We start from the raw sequence: 21,038 nt of genomic DNA on the forward strand, positions 1-21,038 counted from the left end.
TAGGAGAATAATATTATGAAAAATTTAATGAATGTTAATGGAATTGTCAATGTTGCCGGAGTATACGGAATGAGAGTAAAAGATACTGAAGAATATTTATATATTGGTTCAGGAATTGAAGTTAATGATGCACTTTCGAGACATTTGTACAATCTAAAGAGAGGTTTATATTCAACTACAAATAAAGCCATATTACAAGAAAAATATGATTTAGGTGTGTTAGTTTTTGAAGTAATTAAAGAATCAGAACACAATGAATCAGTAAAAGATATGAGTGTAAAACAAAAGGAAGATCTACAAGTTGTTTTAGGAATATTGGAAAAGTTTTATATAGATTTGTATAAGAAAAGTATATGTAATTCTCAAATGTTTGTAAAGAAACACTCAAGTAATAAAAATGCAGCAACTACATTAAAAAGAAGAAAAGCAAATTTGGGCAAAAAGAATCCGAATTCTAAATATAGTGAATTAATGATAAGAGAAATATTATGGTTAAAACTCAATGGATATACACCAATACAGATACAAGAATTATATTCAGAATATGCGATTAAGAGTACATATATCTATCACATAGGAATTAATAAATGGATACATCTTGAACCTATTAAACCTTCGTTTGTTGCGTAGATATAATTATACCAATTTTATACTACATTAATATTATAGCACATAATCAAATAAATATACGATAATTAAAAAATAAATGTAATTACTAAAAACCGACATAAAAGATTAGAGGGGCGGTACAATTACGTTCTATATAATCTTTAACATATCTTATAGAGGGCACACAGGGTCATACCAACACATAGTACAATTATATCATTATAATATATATGCCTCTATGAAAGTAAGCACATAGAACATTATCAAGCTCCCCCGATTTGGGGAGCACTTAAAATCAGGAGGAGTAAATAATGACAAATATAGATTGGGAAATGAAATGTGCAGCACTGGAAATGAAGGTTTTAATGTTAGAATATCAAAAATTAAGCTTAGAAATAAAAATAGATAAATTAGAGCATGACAAGATAATGAAAAATATTACTGATGATGGTATAGCAGCTATAAAGACATTAACTGGAGGATTGTTATAAATGAATATTGACGAGTTAAATGATTTCTGCATTAAGAACATAAATATGGAATTACTGGATATGAAAGATCATCCTATTGCTACAGTAAAAGAGGTAATAGCGAGTGCATTAAAAGACATAGAGACAGACGAAAGTTGTAAGGACAATCTTGAATCTATGTTAAAAATGATTGAAGGTTTAAAAGAGTTTAAAGACTTTAACTGCATATATTCAACGGATTACAAACTCGGTGGAGTTTTTGGGCAAGGATTCGTAATCATAGATTCAAACTTGGATTATAAGGGATTTGTAAGAACAATTTAATAATATAAGGGTATTCAAAATAATTTGAGTATCCTTTTTTGTCGTGTAAATAAATGGAGGTTTATTAATGAGTGAAAACAATTCAAATTCGTCAAGTAATGGAATAGGATTTTGTGGTTTGTTAACGGTTCTATTTGTTGGATTAAAATTAACAAATTATATTACATGGAGTTGGCTGTGGATATTAAGTCCATTATGGATCCCTGCATTAATAGCTATAGGTCTTTTAGCAATCATTGCTATATATTCAATAATAAATTAGTGGAGAGTGATTATTAATGAAAATACCCAAAAGTATTAAAATTGGATGGAGAAAATATAAAGTAGTGTATGTTAAGGATTTACAAGATGCTGAGGGTAATGATCTATTAGGACAAATAAATTACAATGCAAATGTAATTAGACTAGAAAGTAATAATATATCAGAGGATTATGGGAATGTAGTATTTTTACATGAAGTTGTACATGGGTTATTTAATTCTTTGGGATTGAATGAACAAAATGATAATGAAGATATAGTTGATGGATTAAGTGAAATAATGTATCAAGTTATTAAAGAAAATAAGTTAATGGAGAGTGATAATTAATGACAAATACAGAAAGAACAATAGATTTATTAACAACAAACTACATAAGCATGTGTAAGGCTATAACATTGGATTCAATAGAAAAAGAATATGAGGATATGATAGAGACAGCGCTGGAATCAAATGATGAAGAATTTATAACAGACAAGGAAATATTAAATGTGTATATTAAAGTTTTAAATAAGTTCCTAGAATATATTTAATTTAGCCCTTTTTTTGTTGATGAGATAGTAGTATAATTAATGGAAAGAGGTGTTATATTATGGGATTCCGTTTCAGGAAATCAATTAGTTTAGGAAAGTTTGCTAGAATTAATCTTAGTAAAAGTGGTGTTAGTTTATCTGGAGGAGTTAAAGGTGCCAGAGTTAGTGTGAATACTAAGGGTATTGTTAGAAAAAGTGTAGGAATACCTGGAACTGGAGTTTATTATAGTGATCAACATAAACTTAATTCAACTAAAGTTAATAGTAAATATAGTAATAATGTATCTATGAAAAAGGTAAATATGATTCATATAAGCGTAATAAGTGTAGTAGCATGTGCAGTTGGATTTAAAATAATAGGTATATGTATATTTGTATTAAGTTTACTATTTAATATTGGACTTAATAAGAGTAAATAAATGTAATTATAATAGAATACATAATAGATAGTTTGAGGATGTCATTTAATAATGATGTTCTTTTTTTATGGAGTGTACTAGGTTAACGGAACAGTAATATAGTAATACAATATATAAAAGTGGGGTGATAAATAATGGCAACAAGAATATTAAAAGATAAAATAACTAAGAAGGTTACTACTAAGAGTAAAGGTAATAGTAAAGAGAAAGTAATTAAGAAAGATGTTGAATACTTGAACGATAACATGAAGAACTTCTGTGTTGAATATCTTATTGATCTTAATGGTTCAGCATCTTATATAAGGGCATATGGCGAGCATATAGAGCCTGAATCAGCTAAAGTAATGGCATCTAAGTTATTAACGAACGTTCACGTAAAGGCATACATCAATGCACTATTAGATAGTTATACAGATAATGTAGGGCTAACTGTGGGTGAACTGGTTAACAATATTAAATCAATAGCATTCAATGAGAAGGCACGACATAGTGATAGGATCAAGGCATCACAACTATTAGCACAGTATATGGGACTATTAGTAGAGCATAAGGATGTTACATCTAATGGTAGTACTATCAATGTTACATTAGAAGACTAAGTATATAGTGAATGAAACGAATGTATTATAAGTAACATTGTTATATAGTGGGGGAAATAGGAGATAGATGGTGTATATATTCATAGTATATACATAGTATGTTAACACAATATACATATAATAAGATAATAATGTCATTAATATTTAGATTAACCAAGGCAATGGGTTTGTAGACTATAATAATGTCGTGAAAAGATTATTTAACGACATTAATAGTTTGTTCATATTTATAAATTATATAAAATAATGATTGTACCGTACCCTTTCTTATAGGAATTCTGAAAGTGGGGTAGTTGTCTATCATTATTTTTTTTATATGTTTTTTTATTGACCCCTAAAATAATCAATAATAATTTAAAGAGGAGTGTGAGTATATGGCTAAGTCACCATTAACACAATTTCATATTACAAAGAAAATGTTTAATCCATCATACTTGCCTCACCTTGAAGATTATTCACATAGGTTTAATGTTTATTATGGTGGAGCAGGAAGTGGAAAAAGTCAATTTGTTATTCAGAAAATGATATTCAAGTATTTAAAATATGCGAATAGATTATGTTTAGTTGTTAGAAAAGTAGATAACACTTTAAGATTCTCAACTTTTGCTTTATTTAAATCTATCTTAGCGGATTGGAATTTATATGATCAATGTGAAATTAGAGAAACACTTTTAACAATTGTATTACCTAATGGATCCCAATTTATTTTCAAAGGACTTGAGGACAGTGAAAAAATTAAATCTATTGCTAATATTGATGACATCATAATTGAGGAATGTACAGAAATATCTTTAGATGATTTTACTCAATTAAATTTAAGACTACGTTCTAAGAATCCTTATAATCAAGTTCATTGTATGTTTAATCCAGTATCTAAAGCAAATTGGGTATATTTAAAATGGTTTGCAAGTGAGTATGATAAAAAATCAACAATAATTTTGCATACAACTTATAAGGATAATATATTCTTACCTCAGGAGTACATAGATTCAATAAAAGAATATGAAATTTCTAATCCAGTTTATTATAAAGTTTATGTATTGGGAGAATTTGCCACACTAGATAAATTAATATTTAATAATTGGACTGATGCTTGTTTTGATTATAAGGCTATTTTAAAAGATGATATTAAAAATAATATAGAGGCAGTATTTGGTTTAGATTTTGGTTATACGAATGATCCTACAGCCTTTGTATGTGCTCTTATAGATAGAGTAGATAAGAAGCTATGGATATTCGATGAGTTTCAACAAAAGGGTTTAACAAACGATGAGATAGCTAAAAAGGTTACTGAATTAGCATATCAAAAAGAAAAGATTGTATGTGATTCAGCAGAACCTAAATCAATAGAAGAATTAAAAAAGAACGGACTTGAGCGAGTAATTCCTGCAACTAAAGGTAGAGATTCTATATTAAATGGAATCCAATATCTACAACAATTCAATATTATTATACATAGTAGAAATTTACATATGATTGAAGAATTTAGTAACTATACTTGGAAAAAGGATAAGAACGGAATATATATAAATGTACCTATTGATAAATTTAATCATGGAATTGATGCACTTAGATATGCAGTAAATCCAGTTAATACAATGGGTACGATAAAAGTATTTAATGTTAATTTTTAGAGAGGAGTGACAATATGGAAGTATCTACAGAATTACTCAAGGCTATTAAAATTGAGTATGATACAAAAAAAATAATATATGATAAAATGCTCAGATATTATGACGGCGATACAGATAGTAAAAGAAATTATAAGAAAATTAAATCTAGGTCAAATTTATTTGCTGATAATAATTATATTATGAAGTTCATACAAGAAGAAGCTAATTATTGCTGTTTAAATAAGGTTACATATAGTAGCCATACTGGTAATAAAGCAGCGGTGGATTCAATTAGATTAGCCCTAAGAAATTATAGCGAAGGATATAATAAAGAATTATTAAAACAAGCTCTTATATTTCAAGAAGCCTATTCTTTACATTACATAAATTCTAATGGAGATTTCGCTTCATTAATATGTACTCCACAAAATTCATATATCTTACAAGATGACTTTGGGAATATACAATTATTTATAAGGTTTTTTAAGAAGAAATTTAATACAGTTGATGTATTTGCAGATGTATATACGGATGATTCTATTATACATTACAAGGTAAATGGAACATTCGTACAAATTGGAGATATAGATGGTAATATATTTTCTAGTATTCCAGTAGGAATTTGTAAAATAGGTTCTATAAGCGAAAGTTTATATTCTAAATTGAGTGGACTTGAAGATGCATATTGTACAAATTTAAGTGATCAAACAAATTTAAATAGCGATTTAAGAACTAAATATTTACACTTTAAAAACTGTGATCCAAGTCCTGAACAGATGGACACTATGAAAGAAAATGCAACTATAACAACAAGTGGAGAGGGAGATGTAAGATGGGTTCAATCTACAGAAGTGTCATTTGAGTCTACAATTAATATATTACAAGATAATATATATCAACAAGCATCACATTTAAACTTTAATAATCCACTATCAAGCAATACTTCAAGTTTAGCATTGCAAGGGACTATGATGGCAATGAATCAAAAGGTTGGCGATGATATCACAGCGATGACTGATTGCTTAAAAGTCAGGATAAAATTTATTTTTGAATATTTAAAGATTAAAGTTGGATCAGATTTCTCTTGGAAAGATATTTTAATAAAGATTACAGCTAATATTCCGTCTGATAATCTATTAGCTTCTCAAATTCTTAGTCAAAATCCTAATATATCACGTAAAACTGGTTATGGTCTCTATAGTTTTATAGATTCGCCTGAAGCTGAGGAGAAACAAAAAGATTTAGAGGATAAAGCTAATTCAATAGGTAATGACTTATTAAATCCAACTATACCAGTTAATTCTACTGTTCCAGATGTGGTGGAGGCTAAATAATGGTTAAAAAGAAGAAAGTTGATACTAATTATCAGAAACAAGTCGAGCAAATAGTACAAGAGGGTTATGACTATAGTGATGAAGAGATGAAATCAGTATATAGCGAACAAAAGAAGTCTTTGGATGATATTGAAGTTATTATAGGTGCAATGTTTATAAAATACTCAATAGATGGATTACTAAAAATGACCGCTAAAGAAAAAGCTAGTGTAGGAATTGATAAAACTCTTAAAACTATGGGAAAGAATTTAGGAAATAGTGAAGTTGAAAAAGTTACTTCTATATTATCATCTATATATGAAGAAACTTATCATAAGAATGGCTTCATATTGAAGCAAAACTTCAAGATAATCAAAAAAGAGTATGTAGATAATGCTGTTAATACTAAATTTAAGGGTGAAATGTTCAGTGATAGAATATGGACTAATAAAGCCGATATGATAGATAAATTACATAAAGGTTTAGTTGATTGTATGAATGGGAATACGACCATAGATAAATTGGCCCGTGATATTAAGAATACATTTAATACTACAGCTTATGATTCTCAGAGATTAGTACATACAGAAAATGCACGTATTCAAGGACAGGCTTCGGTAGATATAGCAGTAAATACAGGAATTAATCAACATATGTGGAGTGCAACTTTAGATGATAAGACAGCAGAGGAAGATGCAACTTTAGATGGTCAAATTTTTGATATAGATGATACTTCTGCGCCCGAGCAACCTTTACACCCAAATTGTAGGTGTTGTTGGATTAACATTCCATATAAAGACTGGAGTCCAACAGAGCGTATGGATAATACCACAAAAGAAGTAATTGATTATAAGACTTATGAGCAATGGAAATCAGATAAAAATATGGATTAAACATTGAAGCACCTTAGAAATAGGGTGTTTTTATTTTGTATTCCAACGGGTTCTTTTAAATGCAGGTAGAACAGAAAGAAACATTTATAAAACAAATAAAATGTGTTGCTAGTCTTAGGGTTAGGAGTGCAAAGAGGAGTAATAATTATGATAGAAAATTTACAAGAAATAGAAACATATATGGCTACAAATAAAGATAAGGCAGAGGTTAAAACTTATTTAGATACTTTTAGGGTACAACCTACGTTAGAACAATTTAAAGGGTTAACAACAACTGATGCTACTTATAAGAGTTTTATGGATTCTGAGAATGATAAACATACAACAAAAAGTTTAGAGACTTGGAAAACAAATAACTTAGATAAATTATATCAAGAAAGATTTACAAAAGAAAATCCTACAGCAGATCCAAAAGACACAGCATTAACTAAGCTTCAAGCACAACTTGATAAAATGCAAAGTGATGGTGTTAAAAAGGATTTAACTAATAAAGCTTTAAAAATGGCTCAAGAAAAAAAATTGCCAATAGAATTAGTTGATTTTTTTGTAGGAGCTACAGAAGAAGATACAACTAAGAATTTAGCATCACTAGAAAGTGTATTTGCTTCACATATAGAATCAGTTGTTACTGAAAGACTTAAAGGTGGATACAAACCACCTACAGGTACAGGCACAGATGTTACATACACTATGGAGCAAATAAGTAAAATGACTACTGCTGAAATTAATGCAAATTGGGATGCAGTACAAAAATCAATGAAGAAATAACAATATTAAAAACTAGAGTTGGTACTCTTTAAAATACACATAAAAAGAAAAAGGACGGTAATATATATGTCAGTTAAAAATTTTATACCAACAGTTTGGAGTGCTCGATTACTTGCTAATTTAGATAAAGCTTTCGTTTACCCTAATGCAGTTAACAGAGATTATGAAGGTGAAATTTCACAATTTGGTGACACAGTTAAAATAAATCAAATGGGTAATGTAACAGTTTCAGATTTCACAGGAGTATTAGCAGATCCCGAAGAATTAACTTCTAGTCAAATTTTACTTACTATTGACCAAAGAAAATCTTTCAATTTTAAAGTTGAAGATGTAGATAAAGCACAATCAAACGTTTCTTTAATTGACAAGGGAATGACTAGAGCATCTGTAGCTGTAGCTGATGTATTAGACCAGTATTTGGCTACATTTATTTCACAAGCTACTATTAAAGTAGGAACTTCTGCTATACCAATAGCTATCACAATATCAAACGCTTATGATACTCTTGTTGATTTAGGTGTTGCTCTTAATAAAAAGAATGTTTCTAAAACAGGTAGATTTGTAATAGTACCACCTGAATTTGTTGGACTATTACAAAAAGACCCAAGATTTACATTACACCCTGACGTTTTAGTTAGTGGAGTTAGTGGTGTTGTAGCTAATTTTGAAATCAGAGAATCAAATAATGTTCCAGTTTCAGCAGGTAAATATTCTATAATGGCAGGTACTACCGAAGCAATATCATTCGCAGGTCAAGTGACAGAAGTCGAAGCATATAGACCAGAAAAGGGTTTCTCAGATGCTATAAAAGGACTTTATGTCTATGGTTGTAAAGTAGTTCAACCTGATACAATGGCTTGTTTAACAGCTACATTTGCTTAATATTTGAGAAGGGATTTAATTTCCCTTCTTTATTTTTATGAAAGAGAGGGGATTAAATGGTATTAGAAGATTTACAAGTAATATTAAATACAACAACTAAAGATGCTTTATTAACAATCTACATACGAGAGGCTCAAGATGCTATTACAAATTACTTAAATGGAAGTGAGGCCATAGATTTTACTACATTGTATGAGGGTGCAGTAATTAAATACGTAGTTCAATGTATCAATAAAAAAGGGAATGAAGGATTAAAGAGTTTTGGACAAGGTTCTGTTTCGGGAAGTTATGAAGATGGCCTTTCTAATAGTATTAAAGCTTTATTACCTCTTCCACATATAAGGATGCGATAATTATGATTTATAATTATACTATGGGAATATATGGTAGAACATCAACTGTGGATGAATATGGTGAAACAGTAGAAAGCGCAGCTCCAACATGGATTAAAGATATTGACGTAGATAAACAACCTTATTCCTCTGCACAAGCTAAAAAGGATTACGGCTTTGATGTTATATGTACGGATAGAATATACACAGATTTAGAGACTGATATTAAAATTAATACAGTTATTAAATATGGTTTATTAACTTATAAAGTACAAAAAATTATATCTTGGTTAACGTGGATGGAATTGGTGGTGTTATTAATTGAGTAGTAGTGGATTTGAGGGTTTTATTAAAGATTTAGGTAATATAGTGAATAACTATGAATCAGATTCAAAGGAATTTATGCTAAAGATTGAAAAAGAAGTTATTGCAGATACACAATTAAATACACCAGTATTGTCGGGTGATTTGAAAAGATCATTTACTTTTGACGAGCCTATAAAAGAAGGAAACTCAATTGTAGGAGTTGTTGGTGCTGATATAGGTGTTCCATATGCAGAAGCAGTAGAAAATGGTCACTCTAATGAAAATGGTGGATTTATACAAGGTCAATTTATGCTAAAGAAAGCTACTGAAAAGATTAAATTTGAAGAAAAAGTAGAAGATTTTTATAAGAAGTTAGCAAAGAAGGTTGGCTTATGATTGCAATAGTTGATATAAAACATAGTATTTCTAAGATGTTAATACCAGTAGGAATTACAATCTATGGTGAAACAAATGAAGAAAAAATGACTAAGCCTTGTTTAAGTATAGATATTATTCCATTAACACATACAAAACAAAATGCTGAAGTATACGACAAATCTACTTTAATAGATATAGTTTATCTGACCGATGAATCTAAGAAAATTGATAATTATAATATGATTGATGCTCTACAACTTATATTTAGTAAGACTTTAGATGTGGCTGATAGACATTTTACCATATTAGAATTGAATTTTAACATAGTAGAAAATATACTTCATACTCAATTTAAAATTAATTATCTTGATGAAAATATTAATACTGAAATAGTAGAAATAATGAACAAATTAAATACGAATATAGGAGAGTGAAAGAATGGCAAATATAGGATTACCAAACATATTTATATCGTTTAAAACAGCAGGAACAACAGCCATAGTAAGAGGACAAAGAGGAACTGTAGCATTAATATTAAAAGATTCCGTACACCTTGGGGCTACTGTCTTAACAGATCCAACAGATATACCAACAAACTTTTCAACTTATAATTTAGAACAAATTAATTTAGCTTATAAGGGTGGAGTTCAAGTTCCTAAAAAGTTGATAATTTATGTACAACCAGTAGCATCAACAAATTATACAGAAGGTGAAAAATACTTAGAGGGAACTAAATTTGATTATGTAGCAATTCCAAGTATAACTTCAGCAGATGCTTTATTAGTTGCAACATGGATTAAGAATTTAAGGGATAACAAAGACATAAAGAGTAAAGCCGTATTACCAATTGTTAGTGGAGATCATGAGGGTGTTATTAACTATGCCACAAACAGTACTATAGTTGGTACAGAAACTTATACAGCTACAGATTATTGTGGAAGAATAGCAGGAGTATTAGCAGGAACACCGTTACAGATGAGTGCTACATATGCAGTATTAACAGAAGTTACGGATTGCCCTCACTTAACTACAGATGAGTTTAATGCCCAAATAGCATTAGGTCAATTGTTATTAATAAATGATGGTTCAAAAGTTAAAATTGCAAGAGGAGTTAATAGTCTTCAAACAACTACACTAACTAAGGGCGATAGTTTTAAGAAGATAAAAGTTGTTGATATTATGGATCAAATAAACAGTGATATTAAAACTACTGCAAATGACACTTATATTGGTAAAGTACCAAATACATATGACAATAAAATTTTACTAATCTCTGCTATATTAGGATATTTTGATGGTTTAGTAACTGACCAACTTGTCGAAAAGAATCCAATTATATGTATAGATGTTGTGGCTCAAACAGCTTATCTAAAAAGTAATGGAGTTGATGTATCAGTCTTAACAGAGCAACAAATCAAAGAAGCTAACACTGGTGATAACGTGTTTATCGGTGGGACTATAAAAATTATAGATGCAATGGAAAATATACAGTTAAATATTTCAATGTAAGGGAGGCAATTATTAATGAATGCTAAAGATATAATCAACGGTACGTGGGGAGAATTGTGGATTGATGGAGACAAAGTTTCAGAATGTATCGCACTTCAAGCTAAAGTAACCATAAATAAAGCTCCAGTTTCATTTTGTGGAGACCTATTTACACATAATAAAGTAATAGGATTAGAAGGAAAAGGAAGTCTTAAATTACATAAAGCAAGTTCAAGAATGATTATAAAAATATCAGCTAATATGAAAGCAGGAAAACAAACAGTTTGTACTATAGTTTCTAAATTAGCTGATCCAGATTCAATGGGAGCAGAAAGAGTAGCTATATATGAAGTTTCTTTTGACGAATTAACTATTGCTGACTGGGAAAATAAGAAAAATGGAGAAGAGGATGTACCTTTTACATTTGCAAATTGGGAATTTTTAGATACTATTGCACCACAAAATATATAAAAATACAAGGGCGTAAAGCCCTTTTAAAAAGGATGGTAATATATGAACACTATAGATTTATTATTAGGATTAGATACTGGGAAAATTAAAAAACCAACTCAAACAATGGAGTTAAAAAGATTATCAAAATTAGTTAAGGGCAAAGTTGAGTTTAAATGTCAAGCATTAGATTCAGACACTTATAGTGAAATACAAAAGAATGCCGTTGATATGGATAGTAAAGGTGCTATTAAAGGCTTGAACGTAGGAGAAATGCAGACATTTATGGTACTTGCAGGAGTTGCAGAACCTAACTTAAAAGATGCTACTTTACTAAAACATTATGGAGCAGTAACACCAAAGGAATTGTTATTAAAATTACTATTACCTGGCGAGTTAGTCACTTTATATAATCTAATAAATGATTTAAGTGGATTTAGTGAGGACACAGTAGAAGATATAAAAAACTAGTTGAGACTGATAGTGATGTCAGTCTCATGTATTATTTATGGCATGAAAAAGATATGTTACCATCTGAATTTTATAGTTTAAAAGCAGGAGACAAAACTATATTAGGTGCTTTTGCTGAAATAAAAATTAAAGATGATGCAAAAACCCAAGGGGGTGAATAAAAAATGGCTTATCAATTAAATGCTGTATTCAACCTAGGTGGAAATTACATAAAACAAATGCAAATAGCTCAAAAGGAAACTAGTGGTATGAACAAATCTTTAGCTACTGTAGGTGGTGGATTTTCTAAATTAGCATCTATAGCATTAAAGGCAGGAGCAGTTGTTGGATTAGGATTAGGATTAAAAGATATGGTAACTAAGGCTTCAGCTGGACAACAAAAACTTGCACAACTAGATGCAGTTTTAAAGTCAACCGGTGGTTCAGCAGGAATGACTCAGAGTGCATTATTAAAGTTAGCAGATGCACAGTCAAAAGTAACAACATTTAGTAAAGGTACAACAATGGCAGCTGAAAGTTTATTATTAACATTTACAGGAATAAGTAGTAAAACATTTCCTAGCACAATAAAAGCAGCTCAAGATATGTCTACAGCAATGGGAACGGATTTAAATAGTAGCGTTATGTTACTAGGAAAATCTTTGAATAATCCAGCAGAAGGTATGGGGAGACTTGCAAAAAGTGGAGTTACTTTTACTAAGCAACAAAAGGAACAAATTACAACTCTACAAAAAAGTGGTAAAACAATGGAAGCACAAAAGATAATTTTGGCTGAATTGTCTAAAGAGTTTGGTGGAAGTGCAACCGCAAAAGCAAAGACTTTCGCAGGACAAATGACAATACTCAAAAATAGTATGAGTGGTGTTGAAAGTTCACTCGGAATGATATTGATTCCATACTTAACTAAATTTGCAACAACCGTAAATAAATATGTTCCCAAAATTAAAGAAGTTTTAGTAGGAATGATTGATTTTGTTGTGCCTAAGTTTAAAACATTTACTACATTAGTTGGACAAATCGCACAAGAATTATTACCTGATTTCGGTAAGAGTGCAGGGGATGCAAAGACTAAAGCTAGTGATTTAGCTAAAGGTGGAATAAATTTTATAATAACAGCATTAACGTGGATAAGAGATAATATGGGAGCAGTTAAACTTGCAATAGCAGGGGTTACTACAGTATGGGTAATACAGAGTGGAATAGCTTTGATACTTAATGGTAGATTAGCTGTAAATAATGCATTATCAGCAATAGCTATTGTAAAAGATGGAGCATTAACTGTAGCCATAATAGCACTTTATGTAGCACAAGGAATACAAACGCTGGCAACTGGTGCAGGAAGCGTAGCAATGGGAATATTTAATACAGTAATGGGGTTAAATCCTATAGTTAAAGTAATTGGTTTAGTAGTTTTGCTAGGTCTCGCAATATATGGAATCATTACGCATTGGAAATCAATTTCTACTTGGATCTCGACAACTTGGAAAAAGTTAATGGATAATCCAGTAGCAAAATTTATATTAATGATGAATCCATTCACAGCGATTCTCGTAGTTATTTATGATAATTTTGATAAGATAACGAGTGCTATAAGTAAAGCATGGAATTGGCTAACTAAGTGGAATGGTACAGATGTAAAAGACAAAACTTCTACGGTAACAACTAAATATGTAAGCACGGAAGAGAAAAATGCGTCGGTAAAAGCTACTGGTAATCTTAATGCTTATACTGGCAATACATTAGGCATAAATCCCTTAACAGGGAGACCGTATGCAGGGGGAACAATATATGCAACAAAAGGTGCTCATCTAGTTGGAGAAAAGGGAGCCGAAATTGTTAATTTTAAAGGTGGAGAAACGGTTGATACAGCAAGTAATACTAAAAAAATACTAGGTGCAAACAGTGGTCAACCTTTTATAATCAACAATTACTTTAGTAATGTAGTTGGTGAAGAAAGCTTCTTCCAGTTATGTAGTGAAAAAGTAAGTCAAAAAATTTTAACACAGTTAGAAAACATGTAGAGTGGCTATTATAGTCACTCTTATTTTAATTGAAAGGATGTGGCTATATGGCAGATATTTATGTATGTACAGAAAATAGGGATCAAGTATATCAGTTTCCAACTTTACCTGATAAGTTTCCCGATTTAGAATCAAATTCATTGAATGAAGAATTTCAAACTTTCAATAATGGAGTTTTTAATCTACTAAATGGAACAGGATTAATTAGTTTTGACATGGGATTTATGTTGGCAATGCAACAATATGTATTTTGTAAATGTGATTATATGAATACTCCTAATATAATTAATCTTATGGATAGTGCAAAGACTGATAAATTTCCTATAAGATTAATTTTTAAAGGTAATGACAATGCAGATTATATAAATATATTAGTATCTGTAGAAAAGCTTACTTGGGGGTTTAATCATGAAATGGACGTTGATTTTAACGCAAGTTTTAAAGAATATAGGGCTTTAAAATGATTTATACTTTAATGGCTTTAGACGAAAATGGTGGATGGACAGATGTATTGCTAAAAAGCAATAATGTAAGTTGGTCGAGCAACAGTGATACATTAAGCATAGAATTAAATTTTGATTCATTGTTTGACTTAGTTGAGGGTACTCACATAATACTTAAAATAGATAATAAAATAGCATTTACTGGTGTCATAGTAAAAAAGGCTAAAGATAAACTTACATATAAATATATTTGTTATGATTATGCGTTTTATTTAAATAAAAGTGAAACTATAATTCAATTTAATAAAGTAACTGCAAGCGTAGCTATCGAACAATTATGTGCAAAGTTTGGTGTAAGGTGTAATTGTGCAACTATTAATACAGTAGTAAGTAAGATTTATAAAGATATGACACTTTCTGCGATAATTGATGATATTTTAGAAAATGTAACATTAGAAAAAGGTACAAAATATATCAAGGAAATGATTTCGGATATTCTTTATATTAGAGTTCAAAAGCAATATCAAATATTTCCAAAGTTTATATTATCAAAGGATTTAATTGTTAATAGTAGCATAGAAAACATGAAAGACAAAGTGGTAGCTACTGGAAATGATGATACAAATACTAAAATACTAGCTACCGTAATTGATCCAATAAATGTTAAAATCTATGGTGGATTACAAGAAGTATTAACATTAGATATTGCTAGTGATGTAGCACATGCTAAAACTATAGCTACTAACTACTTAAAATTAAATAATAAAATATTCTATGATACCACATTAAATATTGTGGTTATTAGTGGTGGCGAAGAAATAAGAGCAAATAGAAGTATAGGTTTGAGCATCAAATCTATGGGTTTGAATGGGTGGTATAACATAAAATCATGCACTAATACATTGTCTAACGGACAATATAGAGCAAGCATTGTACTAGAGTGGTAGGGGGGTTAAATGGATTATACAACAGAATTTGCAAAGAAAATTAATAGTAAAACAAATATATCGAGAATTGGCAATAGTAAAGGAACCGTATTGTCTATTAGACCTCTTAAAATCAGTATAAGTGGGGGCTCGGTGATACTCGATGATTCTAATTGCTACCTGTGTAGTAATTTAGTAGAAAATCTCACCGGTACAGTAGTAATTAATGGGGTAGATACAACAGTAACCTTTAATAATAGTTTAAAAATAAATGATACAGTATTAGCAATATCAGATATTAGAGGTCAAAAGTTTTTTATAACAGATAAGGTGGTGATTTAATGGCTGATAGCATAATACCTGAACTAAATATAGAGGAAGAAGTAACATTAACTAGTTACGGTACTGCAGCAATAGATACAACTACCATAGTTTCAAATGGTGCTGTATTTAACTTTGACTTTGATGTAGGTGAATTTGTAATTAAAGATGGTAACATTGAGTTATTAACTGGTATTAAAGCATTAAAAATGTGGATTGAGAAATTAGTAAGAACAGAAAAAAATAAATTCAAAATATATGAAACAGGTGTAGCAGATGAATATGGAATATCACTATTAGATTTAATAAATAGTAATAATCCATATTTTTTTATTCAAGCAGAAGTACAAAGAGAATTAACAGAAAACTTATTGAAAAATGCAGAAATATTAACTGTTAGTAATTTTGTATTAACTAGGGAAACAAATGTTTTAGTAGTAAATTTTACTGTAAATAGTGTTTATGGAGTATTGGAAAGTGAGGTGAGGTTATAAATGAACGATACAAGTAAAGTAATACAAGCAAGGTTATTATCTAATATTGATGATACTTATGATAAAACTGAAGGTAGTTTTGTATATGATGTTGAAAAACCATTAAGTATTGAGTTAGAAACAGCTTATGCAGACCAAAATTCAATATTAGATTTAGGATTTGCAGATACAAGCACTGGAATATATTTAAACAAAATAGTAGGAGCATATGGAATTACTAGAAAATTAGCAACTTATTCAGGTAATCCAGTTACAGTTGTCGGGGCAGTAGGAACAGTAATTAATATAGGTGATAAAGTTGCAAGTGACACAGTTAACTTCACATTTATAGAAAGTAAAACAATAGGTGCAACTGGAATTGCAAATGTTAATGTTAAATGCGAAATGGTGGGAACAGTTGGGAATGTAGCCATAGGAGCAATTAAATATTTTCCAGTAACATTAGCAGGGTTAATAAGTGTAACTAATACAGAAGCCTTAACGAGTGGATATGAAGAAGAAACAGATGAACAATTAAGAGAAAGATATTGGGAAAAGGTTAGAAGTCCATCAACTAGTGGCAATTCAGCCCAATATAAACTATGGGCAATGTCTGTAGTTGGTGTAGGTGATGCAAAGGTCACTCCTCTTTGGAATGGAAATGGAACAGTAAAGGTTGCAATAATAGATAGCAATAAGAGAGAGGCAGATACAGAATTAATTACTTTAGTTTCTAAATACATAGAAGATGTGAGACCTATTGGAGCAACGATAACTGTACTATCGGGTATAGAAAAAGATATAAATATATCTGTAAAATTATCTATAGACACAAATAAATACACAATAGAAACAGTAACAATGGCTATTAAAGATAGCTTAACTCAATATTTTAAAAACATAGCTTTCTTAACAACATATGTTAGCTATGCAAAAATAGGAAATCTTCTCTTTAATGTAAATGGTGTCCTAGATTATAACAATTTATTAATAAATAATGGAGTAATAAACGTTGAAATTGCTGATGAAGAAATAGCAGTCTTAGGAGTGCTTACAAATGGATAGTAAAACTCTACTAGGTTATATGCCTAAATATTATGTGAACTCAAAGGTTATTAGTAATTTAAATACTACTAATGCAAAAGAACTAACTATATTTAAAGCAAAAATTGAAAGTACATTAAATCAGTTTTTTACTGATACCACAGATACAATGATTGAAAGATGGGAAGCAGAATTTGGGATACTATCAAACACAAATTTAACTTTAACTCAAAGAAGAAATAAAGTATTAGCAAAAATAAGAGGTAGAGGTGTAAGTACAATAAGTGCAATTAAAAGTATTGCACAAAGTTATGTGGATACAGTTAATGTAATAGAAAATAATCCTGATTATTCATTCTTATTAGATTTAGTAAGTAGCAGTGGATTTCCATACATATTATCAGATTTGTATTCGAGTGTTGAAGAAATGAAACCTGCTCATTTAAAAGCTAATTATAAAATGACATCAAAAACGTGCGATAGTTTGACTATTAGGACGTTTTTATTATGTGGTGAAGAAATAATGGTATATCCTTATCAAACTAGAGAGATAGAAACAAATGGAAAAATTAATATAGCATTAGGTCAAAGTCAAGGTGCTGAAATAATAACAATAAGTCCGAAGGGGGCAATATAATAATGGCAGAACAATTTTATACTATATTAACAAATGTAGGTAAGGCTAAAATAGCTAATAGTCTACCAACAGGAACAAAAATTAATCTTACTACTTTAAAGGTGGGAGATAGTAATGGAACTTATTATAATCCAGTGGAAACTCAAACAGATATTATACATAAGGTATACGAATGTAGCATAACAAGTATTGAAACAGATCCAACTAATCCTAATTGGATAGTAATATCTTCTGCAATTCCAAGTTCAGTAGGTGGATTTATGATTCGAGAAGCAGGAATATATGATGATGCAAATAACTTAATTGCAATTGGAAAATATCCTGAGACATATAAGCCTGTTGCAAGTGACGGCTCAACTAAAGAGTTATACATAAAAATGACATTAGAAGTAACAAATGCAACTAGTGTTGAATTGAAAATTGATCCTACAGTAATACTTGCAACCAAAAAAGACATTACAATTTTAGATACAAAAATAGAACAATTTGAGGCTGATAATGTACATTCAATAAATACGATTAACAATGCTATGGCTGATAATTCGACGTATTCAACCTATAAAACAAATGTTGATGCAAATGGAATATTTACAACGATACAATACAAAAGAAAAAATGGAACGTTAATATTAAAATCTATTTTAAGTGGTGGTACAACTCCAAAATACACAACTAGAACCGAAACAGAATATTTAACTGACGGAACTACGGTGAGTGTTACTAGGGTTTACAGTATTACTTACACACTAGATAAGGTTACTAGTGAGGTGTTGCAATAATGATTGATAGGTTGTTACAACATGGTATAGGTGGAGGTGGAGAAAGTAATACAAAAGGTATCCAAAGAGGTGAATACTCCGTTCTAAGCACTGATTTAACAATTAATATTACAATATCTCCAGTAGATATAACTAAGTCGATACCGAAAATTTTTGTTTGTGCTACAGGAGCGAGCACCAGAGCTAATGTAACATTGTTTAAATGTGTTTTAACTTCTAGCACGAATTTACAAATAACCCGTTATTCTAATGGTGCTACTTTTACAGCTACTATTGACTGGGAAGTTATTGAATATAATAATGTTAAGAGCTTACAAACTGGGCTATTAACGCTAAATACTGCTTCAACAAATATAGCTATTTCATCTGTTAACATGTTAAAAACGGATTTGTTTCTTAGTTTTACCATTACATCCACATATGGTTTATCTGAAATTATGCAAATAGCTATGCAACTTACGTCAACAACAAATTTAAAATTTACTGGTTATGGTTCAATGAATTATTCTATACAATGGTATGCAATAGAATTTAATTAGGAGGGAAATATATGAAATTTTACGCGACTTTAAATGAAAATAAAATATGCACAGGAATTAGTCAGTTAAGTGGTGAGGTTATTCAAGATGATATGATTGAAATAACTAGTGCTGATGCTAGTTATATGTGGAAAAAATATGAGAATGGAAAATGGAGTGTAGGGACTTTTGAACCTATATCAACTGCACCCGTAGAGGAATTTGAGACATTAAAGGCAGACAATATTATTCTTAAACAGAAGATATATGATGCTGAACAAGTAGCAAATAATAACAGTCTTGATTATCAAAAATTACTAGAAACGCTAATTGAAAGCGAGGTAATATAAATGGCAACAGGCACAGTTAATACACTTTTGGTAAAATCTTATTCGCAAAATGTATATACAACAGGTATGAATTCTTTAAATAACATAGAAGTGGTACGACCACAATATGTAGCACCAGTTATGCTATATGCAGCAAAAACGTTTTATATTGATTTAATAGATGCGGCACTAACAAAAGCATGGATTACACCAGTAGAACATGCAGACACAATGGCATTAAAAACACCAGAAGACCCACAGAATCAACCTCCGATAGAATTTTTAACAACAGAAGTTCCTACGTCTTAGGAATATAAGGGTTGGTTAGCACTATAACGTAATATATAAATATAGACACTAGAAATAGTGTCTTTTTTAATGCAAAAAAATAAAGTAGAAGGGAAGTGACGATATGGAAAATAAGGATGGTGAAACAGTTATGGAAAGAGAAATAAGTGAATTAAAACAGAGAACTACTTTACTAGAATCGCAAATGACAGACGTAAAAATCAATAACGCTAAAGCCGAAGAAAAGATGGGGCAATTGTTTTCACTACTTACAAAAATAGAGGCATCTATAGAAAAAATAGCTAATAGACTTGATGTGATTGAAGATAAACCTGCTAAACATTGGGAGCAAGTAGTTAAGATAGGAATTACAGTTATAGGAACAGCAGTTTTTACATTGCTTATAGTTGGGTTAGTATAAAAATAATAGGAAAGAGAGGTAATTATTAATGGCAATAATTTCATATGATTTAGGGCATTTTGCGGGAAAAGATCGTGGAGCAGAAGGGTTTTTGAATGAAGAAAAGATTATAAGAGAATATGCACTAGTGTGTATTGCTGAATTGCAACGTCATGGACATACTCTTATTAATTGTACTCCACTAAATACTCCCATGACAGTCAATGAAAGTTTAGCATATAGAACACTACATAGTAATAATTCAGGAAGTCAACTACACTTATGTTTTCATGTAAATGCTTATGATGACTCTTCAGCACATGGTTGTGAAATTGAGTATGCATCAACTTCAGGAGCAAAATATGCTACTTCAGTATTAAAAGAAATATGTAAGCTAGGGTTTGCAGATAGAGGTATTAAGAATCCAAGATTGTGGATGACATATCAACCTAATGCAGTCAGTATTTTAGTTGAGCCATTCTTTTGTACAAACTCTAATGATTGTAATCTTTATAATAAAACAACTTTAGGACTCGCAATTGCAAAGGGAATTATAAATATTATTGGTGGAACTATTACGGTAAGTCCAGTAGTTAAACCAGTAGCATTTTCAACTGTTAATTACTGTTTGCAATTTCAAAAGTGGTTTAATTTAATCACGCAAACCAGTGATAAATTAATAGAGGATGGATTTTATGGTATTAAAACACAAGCAAAATATGATGCAATGGGTACTTATATTAAAAAATAATAA

34 protein-coding genes are annotated in these 21,038 nt (G+C 30.1%); all 34 read left to right on the plus strand.

The window, feature by feature from the left end:
* Positions 1–15 precede the first annotated feature (15 nt).
* Entirely contained in the window at positions 16–630 is a 615-nt protein-coding gene (locus KPL44_RS05505; RefSeq protein WP_216247908.1) for a hypothetical protein, read from the plus strand.
* Between the two features lie 290 nt (positions 631–920).
* The gene (locus KPL44_RS05510; protein ID WP_216247909.1) at positions 921–1,100 is read left to right on the plus strand and encodes a hypothetical protein; all 180 of its coding nucleotides are present in this window, start codon (positions 921–923) and stop codon (positions 1,098–1,100) included.
* Positions 1,101–1,403, plus strand: a complete 303-nt coding sequence (locus KPL44_RS05515; RefSeq protein WP_216247910.1) for a hypothetical protein — start codon at positions 1,101–1,103, stop codon at positions 1,401–1,403.
* Positions 1,404–1,470: 67 nt separating this feature from the next.
* Positions 1,471–1,665, plus strand: coding sequence for a hypothetical protein (locus KPL44_RS05520; protein ID WP_216247911.1), 195 nt, complete (start codon positions 1,471–1,473; stop codon positions 1,663–1,665).
* A gap of 16 nt (positions 1,666–1,681) precedes the next feature.
* Positions 1,682–1,990 carry a hypothetical protein gene (locus KPL44_RS05525; protein WP_216247912.1) on the plus strand — a complete coding sequence of 103 codons (309 nt, stop codon included), beginning with the start codon at positions 1,682–1,684 and terminating at the stop codon, positions 1,988–1,990.
* Positions 1,990–2,193 (plus strand): hypothetical protein, encoded by a 204-nt coding sequence (locus KPL44_RS05530; protein ID WP_216247913.1) that lies wholly within the window; start codon positions 1,990–1,992, stop codon positions 2,191–2,193. The genes KPL44_RS05525 and KPL44_RS05530 overlap by 1 nt, the downstream gene beginning before the upstream one ends.
* A 59-nt stretch (positions 2,194–2,252) precedes the next feature.
* Complete coding sequence (locus KPL44_RS05535) at positions 2,253–2,612, plus strand: DUF4236 domain-containing protein (RefSeq protein WP_216247914.1); 360 nt, start codon at positions 2,253–2,255, stop codon at positions 2,610–2,612.
* 134 nt (positions 2,613–2,746) lie between these two features.
* Positions 2,747–3,211, plus strand: coding sequence for a terminase small subunit (locus KPL44_RS05540; protein WP_216247915.1), 465 nt, complete (start codon positions 2,747–2,749; stop codon positions 3,209–3,211).
* Between the two features lie 374 nt (positions 3,212–3,585).
* The gene (locus tag KPL44_RS05545) at positions 3,586–4,845 is read left to right on the plus strand and encodes a PBSX family phage terminase large subunit (protein WP_216247916.1); all 1,260 of its coding nucleotides are present in this window, start codon (positions 3,586–3,588) and stop codon (positions 4,843–4,845) included.
* Between the two features lie 14 nt (positions 4,846–4,859).
* Positions 4,860–6,158 carry a phage portal protein gene (locus tag KPL44_RS05550; RefSeq protein ID WP_216247917.1) on the plus strand — a complete coding sequence of 433 codons (1,299 nt, stop codon included), beginning with the start codon at positions 4,860–4,862 and terminating at the stop codon, positions 6,156–6,158.
* Entirely contained in the window at positions 6,158–7,030 is an 873-nt protein-coding gene (locus KPL44_RS05555; RefSeq protein WP_216247918.1) for a minor capsid protein, read from the plus strand. The genes KPL44_RS05550 and KPL44_RS05555 overlap by 1 nt, the downstream gene beginning before the upstream one ends.
* A gap of 147 nt (positions 7,031–7,177) precedes the next feature.
* Positions 7,178–7,798 (plus strand): DUF4355 domain-containing protein, encoded by a 621-nt coding sequence (locus tag KPL44_RS05560; RefSeq protein WP_216247919.1) that lies wholly within the window; start codon positions 7,178–7,180, stop codon positions 7,796–7,798.
* A gap of 66 nt (positions 7,799–7,864) precedes the next feature.
* Positions 7,865–8,680 (plus strand): P22 phage major capsid protein family protein, encoded by an 816-nt coding sequence (locus KPL44_RS05565; protein WP_216247920.1) that lies wholly within the window; start codon positions 7,865–7,867, stop codon positions 8,678–8,680.
* 56 nt (positions 8,681–8,736) lie between these two features.
* Positions 8,737–9,033 carry a phage head-tail connector protein gene (locus KPL44_RS05570; protein ID WP_216247921.1) on the plus strand — a complete coding sequence of 99 codons (297 nt, stop codon included), beginning with the start codon at positions 8,737–8,739 and terminating at the stop codon, positions 9,031–9,033.
* Positions 9,034–9,035: 2 nt separating this feature from the next.
* Positions 9,036–9,341, plus strand: coding sequence for a hypothetical protein (locus KPL44_RS05575; RefSeq protein WP_216247922.1), 306 nt, complete (start codon positions 9,036–9,038; stop codon positions 9,339–9,341).
* On the plus strand, positions 9,334–9,714 hold the full coding sequence (locus KPL44_RS05580; RefSeq protein WP_216247923.1) for a hypothetical protein: 381 nt from the start codon (positions 9,334–9,336) through the stop codon (positions 9,712–9,714). The genes KPL44_RS05575 and KPL44_RS05580 overlap by 8 nt, the downstream gene beginning before the upstream one ends.
* Entirely contained in the window at positions 9,711–10,130 is a 420-nt protein-coding gene (locus tag KPL44_RS05585; protein WP_216247924.1) for a phage tail terminator family protein, read from the plus strand. The genes KPL44_RS05580 and KPL44_RS05585 overlap by 4 nt, the downstream gene beginning before the upstream one ends.
* Positions 10,131–10,134: 4 nt before the next feature.
* The gene (locus tag KPL44_RS05590) at positions 10,135–11,205 is read left to right on the plus strand and encodes a phage tail sheath subtilisin-like domain-containing protein (RefSeq protein ID WP_253201640.1); all 1,071 of its coding nucleotides are present in this window, start codon (positions 10,135–10,137) and stop codon (positions 11,203–11,205) included.
* A gap of 15 nt (positions 11,206–11,220) precedes the next feature.
* Positions 11,221–11,655 (plus strand): phage tail tube protein, encoded by a 435-nt coding sequence (locus KPL44_RS05595; RefSeq protein ID WP_216247925.1) that lies wholly within the window; start codon positions 11,221–11,223, stop codon positions 11,653–11,655.
* Between the two features lie 42 nt (positions 11,656–11,697).
* Positions 11,698–12,105, plus strand: coding sequence for a phage tail assembly chaperone (locus KPL44_RS05600; protein ID WP_216247926.1), 408 nt, complete (start codon positions 11,698–11,700; stop codon positions 12,103–12,105).
* A 26-nt stretch (positions 12,106–12,131) separates the two neighbouring features.
* Positions 12,132–12,266, plus strand: a complete 135-nt coding sequence (locus KPL44_RS25720; RefSeq protein WP_301182939.1) for a hypothetical protein — start codon at positions 12,132–12,134, stop codon at positions 12,264–12,266.
* A 3-nt stretch (positions 12,267–12,269) separates the two neighbouring features.
* The gene (locus KPL44_RS05605; protein ID WP_216247927.1) at positions 12,270–14,126 is read left to right on the plus strand and encodes a phage tail length tape measure family protein; all 1,857 of its coding nucleotides are present in this window, start codon (positions 12,270–12,272) and stop codon (positions 14,124–14,126) included.
* A gap of 47 nt (positions 14,127–14,173) precedes the next feature.
* Positions 14,174–14,590 carry a hypothetical protein gene (locus tag KPL44_RS05610; RefSeq protein WP_216247928.1) on the plus strand — a complete coding sequence of 139 codons (417 nt, stop codon included), beginning with the start codon at positions 14,174–14,176 and terminating at the stop codon, positions 14,588–14,590.
* A complete protein-coding gene (locus tag KPL44_RS05615) occupies positions 14,587–15,516 on the plus strand; it encodes an XkdQ/YqbQ family protein (protein WP_216247929.1) in 930 nt (309 codons plus the stop codon). The genes KPL44_RS05610 and KPL44_RS05615 overlap by 4 nt, the downstream gene beginning before the upstream one ends.
* A 9-nt stretch (positions 15,517–15,525) precedes the next feature.
* Positions 15,526–15,837, plus strand: a complete 312-nt coding sequence (locus tag KPL44_RS05620; protein WP_216247930.1) for a DUF2577 family protein — start codon at positions 15,526–15,528, stop codon at positions 15,835–15,837.
* On the plus strand, positions 15,837–16,310 hold the full coding sequence (locus KPL44_RS05625) for a DUF2634 domain-containing protein (protein WP_216247931.1): 474 nt from the start codon (positions 15,837–15,839) through the stop codon (positions 16,308–16,310). Before KPL44_RS05620 ends, KPL44_RS05625 begins: the two co-directional genes overlap by 1 nt.
* Complete coding sequence (locus KPL44_RS05630) at positions 16,311–17,354, plus strand: baseplate J/gp47 family protein (protein WP_216247932.1); 1,044 nt, start codon at positions 16,311–16,313, stop codon at positions 17,352–17,354.
* Positions 17,347–17,970 (plus strand): putative phage tail protein, encoded by a 624-nt coding sequence (locus tag KPL44_RS05635; protein ID WP_216247933.1) that lies wholly within the window; start codon positions 17,347–17,349, stop codon positions 17,968–17,970. The genes KPL44_RS05630 and KPL44_RS05635 overlap by 8 nt, the downstream gene beginning before the upstream one ends.
* 2 nt (positions 17,971–17,972) lie before the next feature.
* The gene (locus KPL44_RS05640; RefSeq protein ID WP_216247934.1) at positions 17,973–18,749 is read left to right on the plus strand and encodes a phage tail protein; all 777 of its coding nucleotides are present in this window, start codon (positions 17,973–17,975) and stop codon (positions 18,747–18,749) included.
* Positions 18,749–19,288, plus strand: coding sequence for a hypothetical protein (locus tag KPL44_RS05645; protein WP_216247935.1), 540 nt, complete (start codon positions 18,749–18,751; stop codon positions 19,286–19,288). Before KPL44_RS05640 ends, KPL44_RS05645 begins: the two co-directional genes overlap by 1 nt.
* A gap of 11 nt (positions 19,289–19,299) precedes the next feature.
* Complete coding sequence (locus KPL44_RS05650; protein WP_216247936.1) at positions 19,300–19,617, plus strand: hypothetical protein; 318 nt, start codon at positions 19,300–19,302, stop codon at positions 19,615–19,617.
* Positions 19,618–19,905 carry a hypothetical protein gene (locus tag KPL44_RS05655; protein WP_216247937.1) on the plus strand — a complete coding sequence of 96 codons (288 nt, stop codon included), beginning with the start codon at positions 19,618–19,620 and terminating at the stop codon, positions 19,903–19,905. It abuts the gene before it with no gap.
* A gap of 103 nt (positions 19,906–20,008) precedes the next feature.
* Complete coding sequence (locus tag KPL44_RS05660) at positions 20,009–20,305, plus strand: hypothetical protein (protein ID WP_216247938.1); 297 nt, start codon at positions 20,009–20,011, stop codon at positions 20,303–20,305.
* Between the two features lie 28 nt (positions 20,306–20,333).
* A complete protein-coding gene (locus tag KPL44_RS05665) occupies positions 20,334–21,035 on the plus strand; it encodes an N-acetylmuramoyl-L-alanine amidase (protein ID WP_216247939.1) in 702 nt (233 codons plus the stop codon).
* The last annotated feature ends 3 nt before the right edge of the window (positions 21,036–21,038 follow it).

Origin of the sequence: Clostridium sp. DSM 17811, assembly GCF_018861905.1 — a bacterium.
Taxonomy (GTDB): Bacteria; Bacillota; Clostridia; order Clostridiales; family Clostridiaceae; genus Clostridium_AD; species Clostridium_AD frigoriphilum.

What these genes read in the sequence shown, in the direction of transcription:
- KPL44_RS05660 (WP_216247938.1), top strand. Translation starts at nt 20,009, where the DNA reads ATGGAAAATAAGGATGGTGAAACAGTTATGGAAAGAGAAATAAGTGAA.
- KPL44_RS05650 (WP_216247936.1), top strand. Translation starts at nt 19,300, where the DNA reads ATGAAATTTTACGCGACTTTAAATGAAAATAAAATATGCACAGGAATT.
- KPL44_RS05565 (WP_216247920.1), top strand. Translation starts at nt 7,865, where the DNA reads ATGTCAGTTAAAAATTTTATACCAACAGTTTGGAGTGCTCGATTACTT.
- KPL44_RS05595 (WP_216247925.1), top strand. Translation starts at nt 11,221, where the DNA reads ATGAATGCTAAAGATATAATCAACGGTACGTGGGGAGAATTGTGGATT.
- KPL44_RS05525 (WP_216247912.1), top strand. Translation starts at nt 1,682, where the DNA reads ATGAAAATACCCAAAAGTATTAAAATTGGATGGAGAAAATATAAAGTA.
- KPL44_RS05505 (WP_216247908.1), top strand. Translation starts at nt 16, where the DNA reads ATGAAAAATTTAATGAATGTTAATGGAATTGTCAATGTTGCCGGAGTA.
- KPL44_RS05570 (WP_216247921.1), top strand. Translation starts at nt 8,737, where the DNA reads ATGGTATTAGAAGATTTACAAGTAATATTAAATACAACAACTAAAGAT.
- KPL44_RS05530 (WP_216247913.1), top strand. Translation starts at nt 1,990, where the DNA reads ATGACAAATACAGAAAGAACAATAGATTTATTAACAACAAACTACATA.
- KPL44_RS05585 (WP_216247924.1), top strand. Translation starts at nt 9,711, where the DNA reads ATGATTGCAATAGTTGATATAAAACATAGTATTTCTAAGATGTTAATA.
- KPL44_RS05665 (WP_216247939.1), top strand. Translation starts at nt 20,334, where the DNA reads ATGGCAATAATTTCATATGATTTAGGGCATTTTGCGGGAAAAGATCGT.
- KPL44_RS05510 (WP_216247909.1), top strand. Translation starts at nt 921, where the DNA reads ATGACAAATATAGATTGGGAAATGAAATGTGCAGCACTGGAAATGAAG.
- KPL44_RS05605 (WP_216247927.1), top strand. Translation starts at nt 12,270, where the DNA reads ATGGCTTATCAATTAAATGCTGTATTCAACCTAGGTGGAAATTACATA.
- KPL44_RS05625 (WP_216247931.1), top strand. Translation starts at nt 15,837, where the DNA reads ATGGCTGATAGCATAATACCTGAACTAAATATAGAGGAAGAAGTAACA.
- KPL44_RS05615 (WP_216247929.1), top strand. Translation starts at nt 14,587, where the DNA reads ATGATTTATACTTTAATGGCTTTAGACGAAAATGGTGGATGGACAGAT.
- KPL44_RS05635 (WP_216247933.1), top strand. Translation starts at nt 17,347, where the DNA reads ATGGATAGTAAAACTCTACTAGGTTATATGCCTAAATATTATGTGAAC.
- KPL44_RS05630 (WP_216247932.1), top strand. Translation starts at nt 16,311, where the DNA reads ATGAACGATACAAGTAAAGTAATACAAGCAAGGTTATTATCTAATATT.
- KPL44_RS05640 (WP_216247934.1), top strand. Translation starts at nt 17,973, where the DNA reads ATGGCAGAACAATTTTATACTATATTAACAAATGTAGGTAAGGCTAAA.
- KPL44_RS05515 (WP_216247910.1), top strand. Translation starts at nt 1,101, where the DNA reads ATGAATATTGACGAGTTAAATGATTTCTGCATTAAGAACATAAATATG.
- KPL44_RS05575 (WP_216247922.1), top strand. Translation starts at nt 9,036, where the DNA reads ATGATTTATAATTATACTATGGGAATATATGGTAGAACATCAACTGTG.
- KPL44_RS05620 (WP_216247930.1), top strand. Translation starts at nt 15,526, where the DNA reads ATGGATTATACAACAGAATTTGCAAAGAAAATTAATAGTAAAACAAAT.
- KPL44_RS05540 (WP_216247915.1), top strand. Translation starts at nt 2,747, where the DNA reads ATGGCAACAAGAATATTAAAAGATAAAATAACTAAGAAGGTTACTACT.
- KPL44_RS05600 (WP_216247926.1), top strand. Translation starts at nt 11,698, where the DNA reads ATGAACACTATAGATTTATTATTAGGATTAGATACTGGGAAAATTAAA.
- KPL44_RS05555 (WP_216247918.1), top strand. Translation starts at nt 6,158, where the DNA reads ATGGTTAAAAAGAAGAAAGTTGATACTAATTATCAGAAACAAGTCGAG.
- KPL44_RS25720 (WP_301182939.1), top strand. Translation starts at nt 12,132, where the DNA reads ATGTATTATTTATGGCATGAAAAAGATATGTTACCATCTGAATTTTAT.
- KPL44_RS05545 (WP_216247916.1), top strand. Translation starts at nt 3,586, where the DNA reads ATGGCTAAGTCACCATTAACACAATTTCATATTACAAAGAAAATGTTT.
- KPL44_RS05610 (WP_216247928.1), top strand. Translation starts at nt 14,174, where the DNA reads ATGGCAGATATTTATGTATGTACAGAAAATAGGGATCAAGTATATCAG.
- KPL44_RS05560 (WP_216247919.1), top strand. Translation starts at nt 7,178, where the DNA reads ATGATAGAAAATTTACAAGAAATAGAAACATATATGGCTACAAATAAA.
- KPL44_RS05535 (WP_216247914.1), top strand. Translation starts at nt 2,253, where the DNA reads ATGGGATTCCGTTTCAGGAAATCAATTAGTTTAGGAAAGTTTGCTAGA.
- KPL44_RS05550 (WP_216247917.1), top strand. Translation starts at nt 4,860, where the DNA reads ATGGAAGTATCTACAGAATTACTCAAGGCTATTAAAATTGAGTATGAT.
- KPL44_RS05520 (WP_216247911.1), top strand. Translation starts at nt 1,471, where the DNA reads ATGAGTGAAAACAATTCAAATTCGTCAAGTAATGGAATAGGATTTTGT.
- KPL44_RS05590 (WP_253201640.1), top strand. Translation starts at nt 10,135, where the DNA reads ATGGCAAATATAGGATTACCAAACATATTTATATCGTTTAAAACAGCA.
- KPL44_RS05655 (WP_216247937.1), top strand. Translation starts at nt 19,618, where the DNA reads ATGGCAACAGGCACAGTTAATACACTTTTGGTAAAATCTTATTCGCAA.
- KPL44_RS05645 (WP_216247935.1), top strand. Translation starts at nt 18,749, where the DNA reads ATGATTGATAGGTTGTTACAACATGGTATAGGTGGAGGTGGAGAAAGT.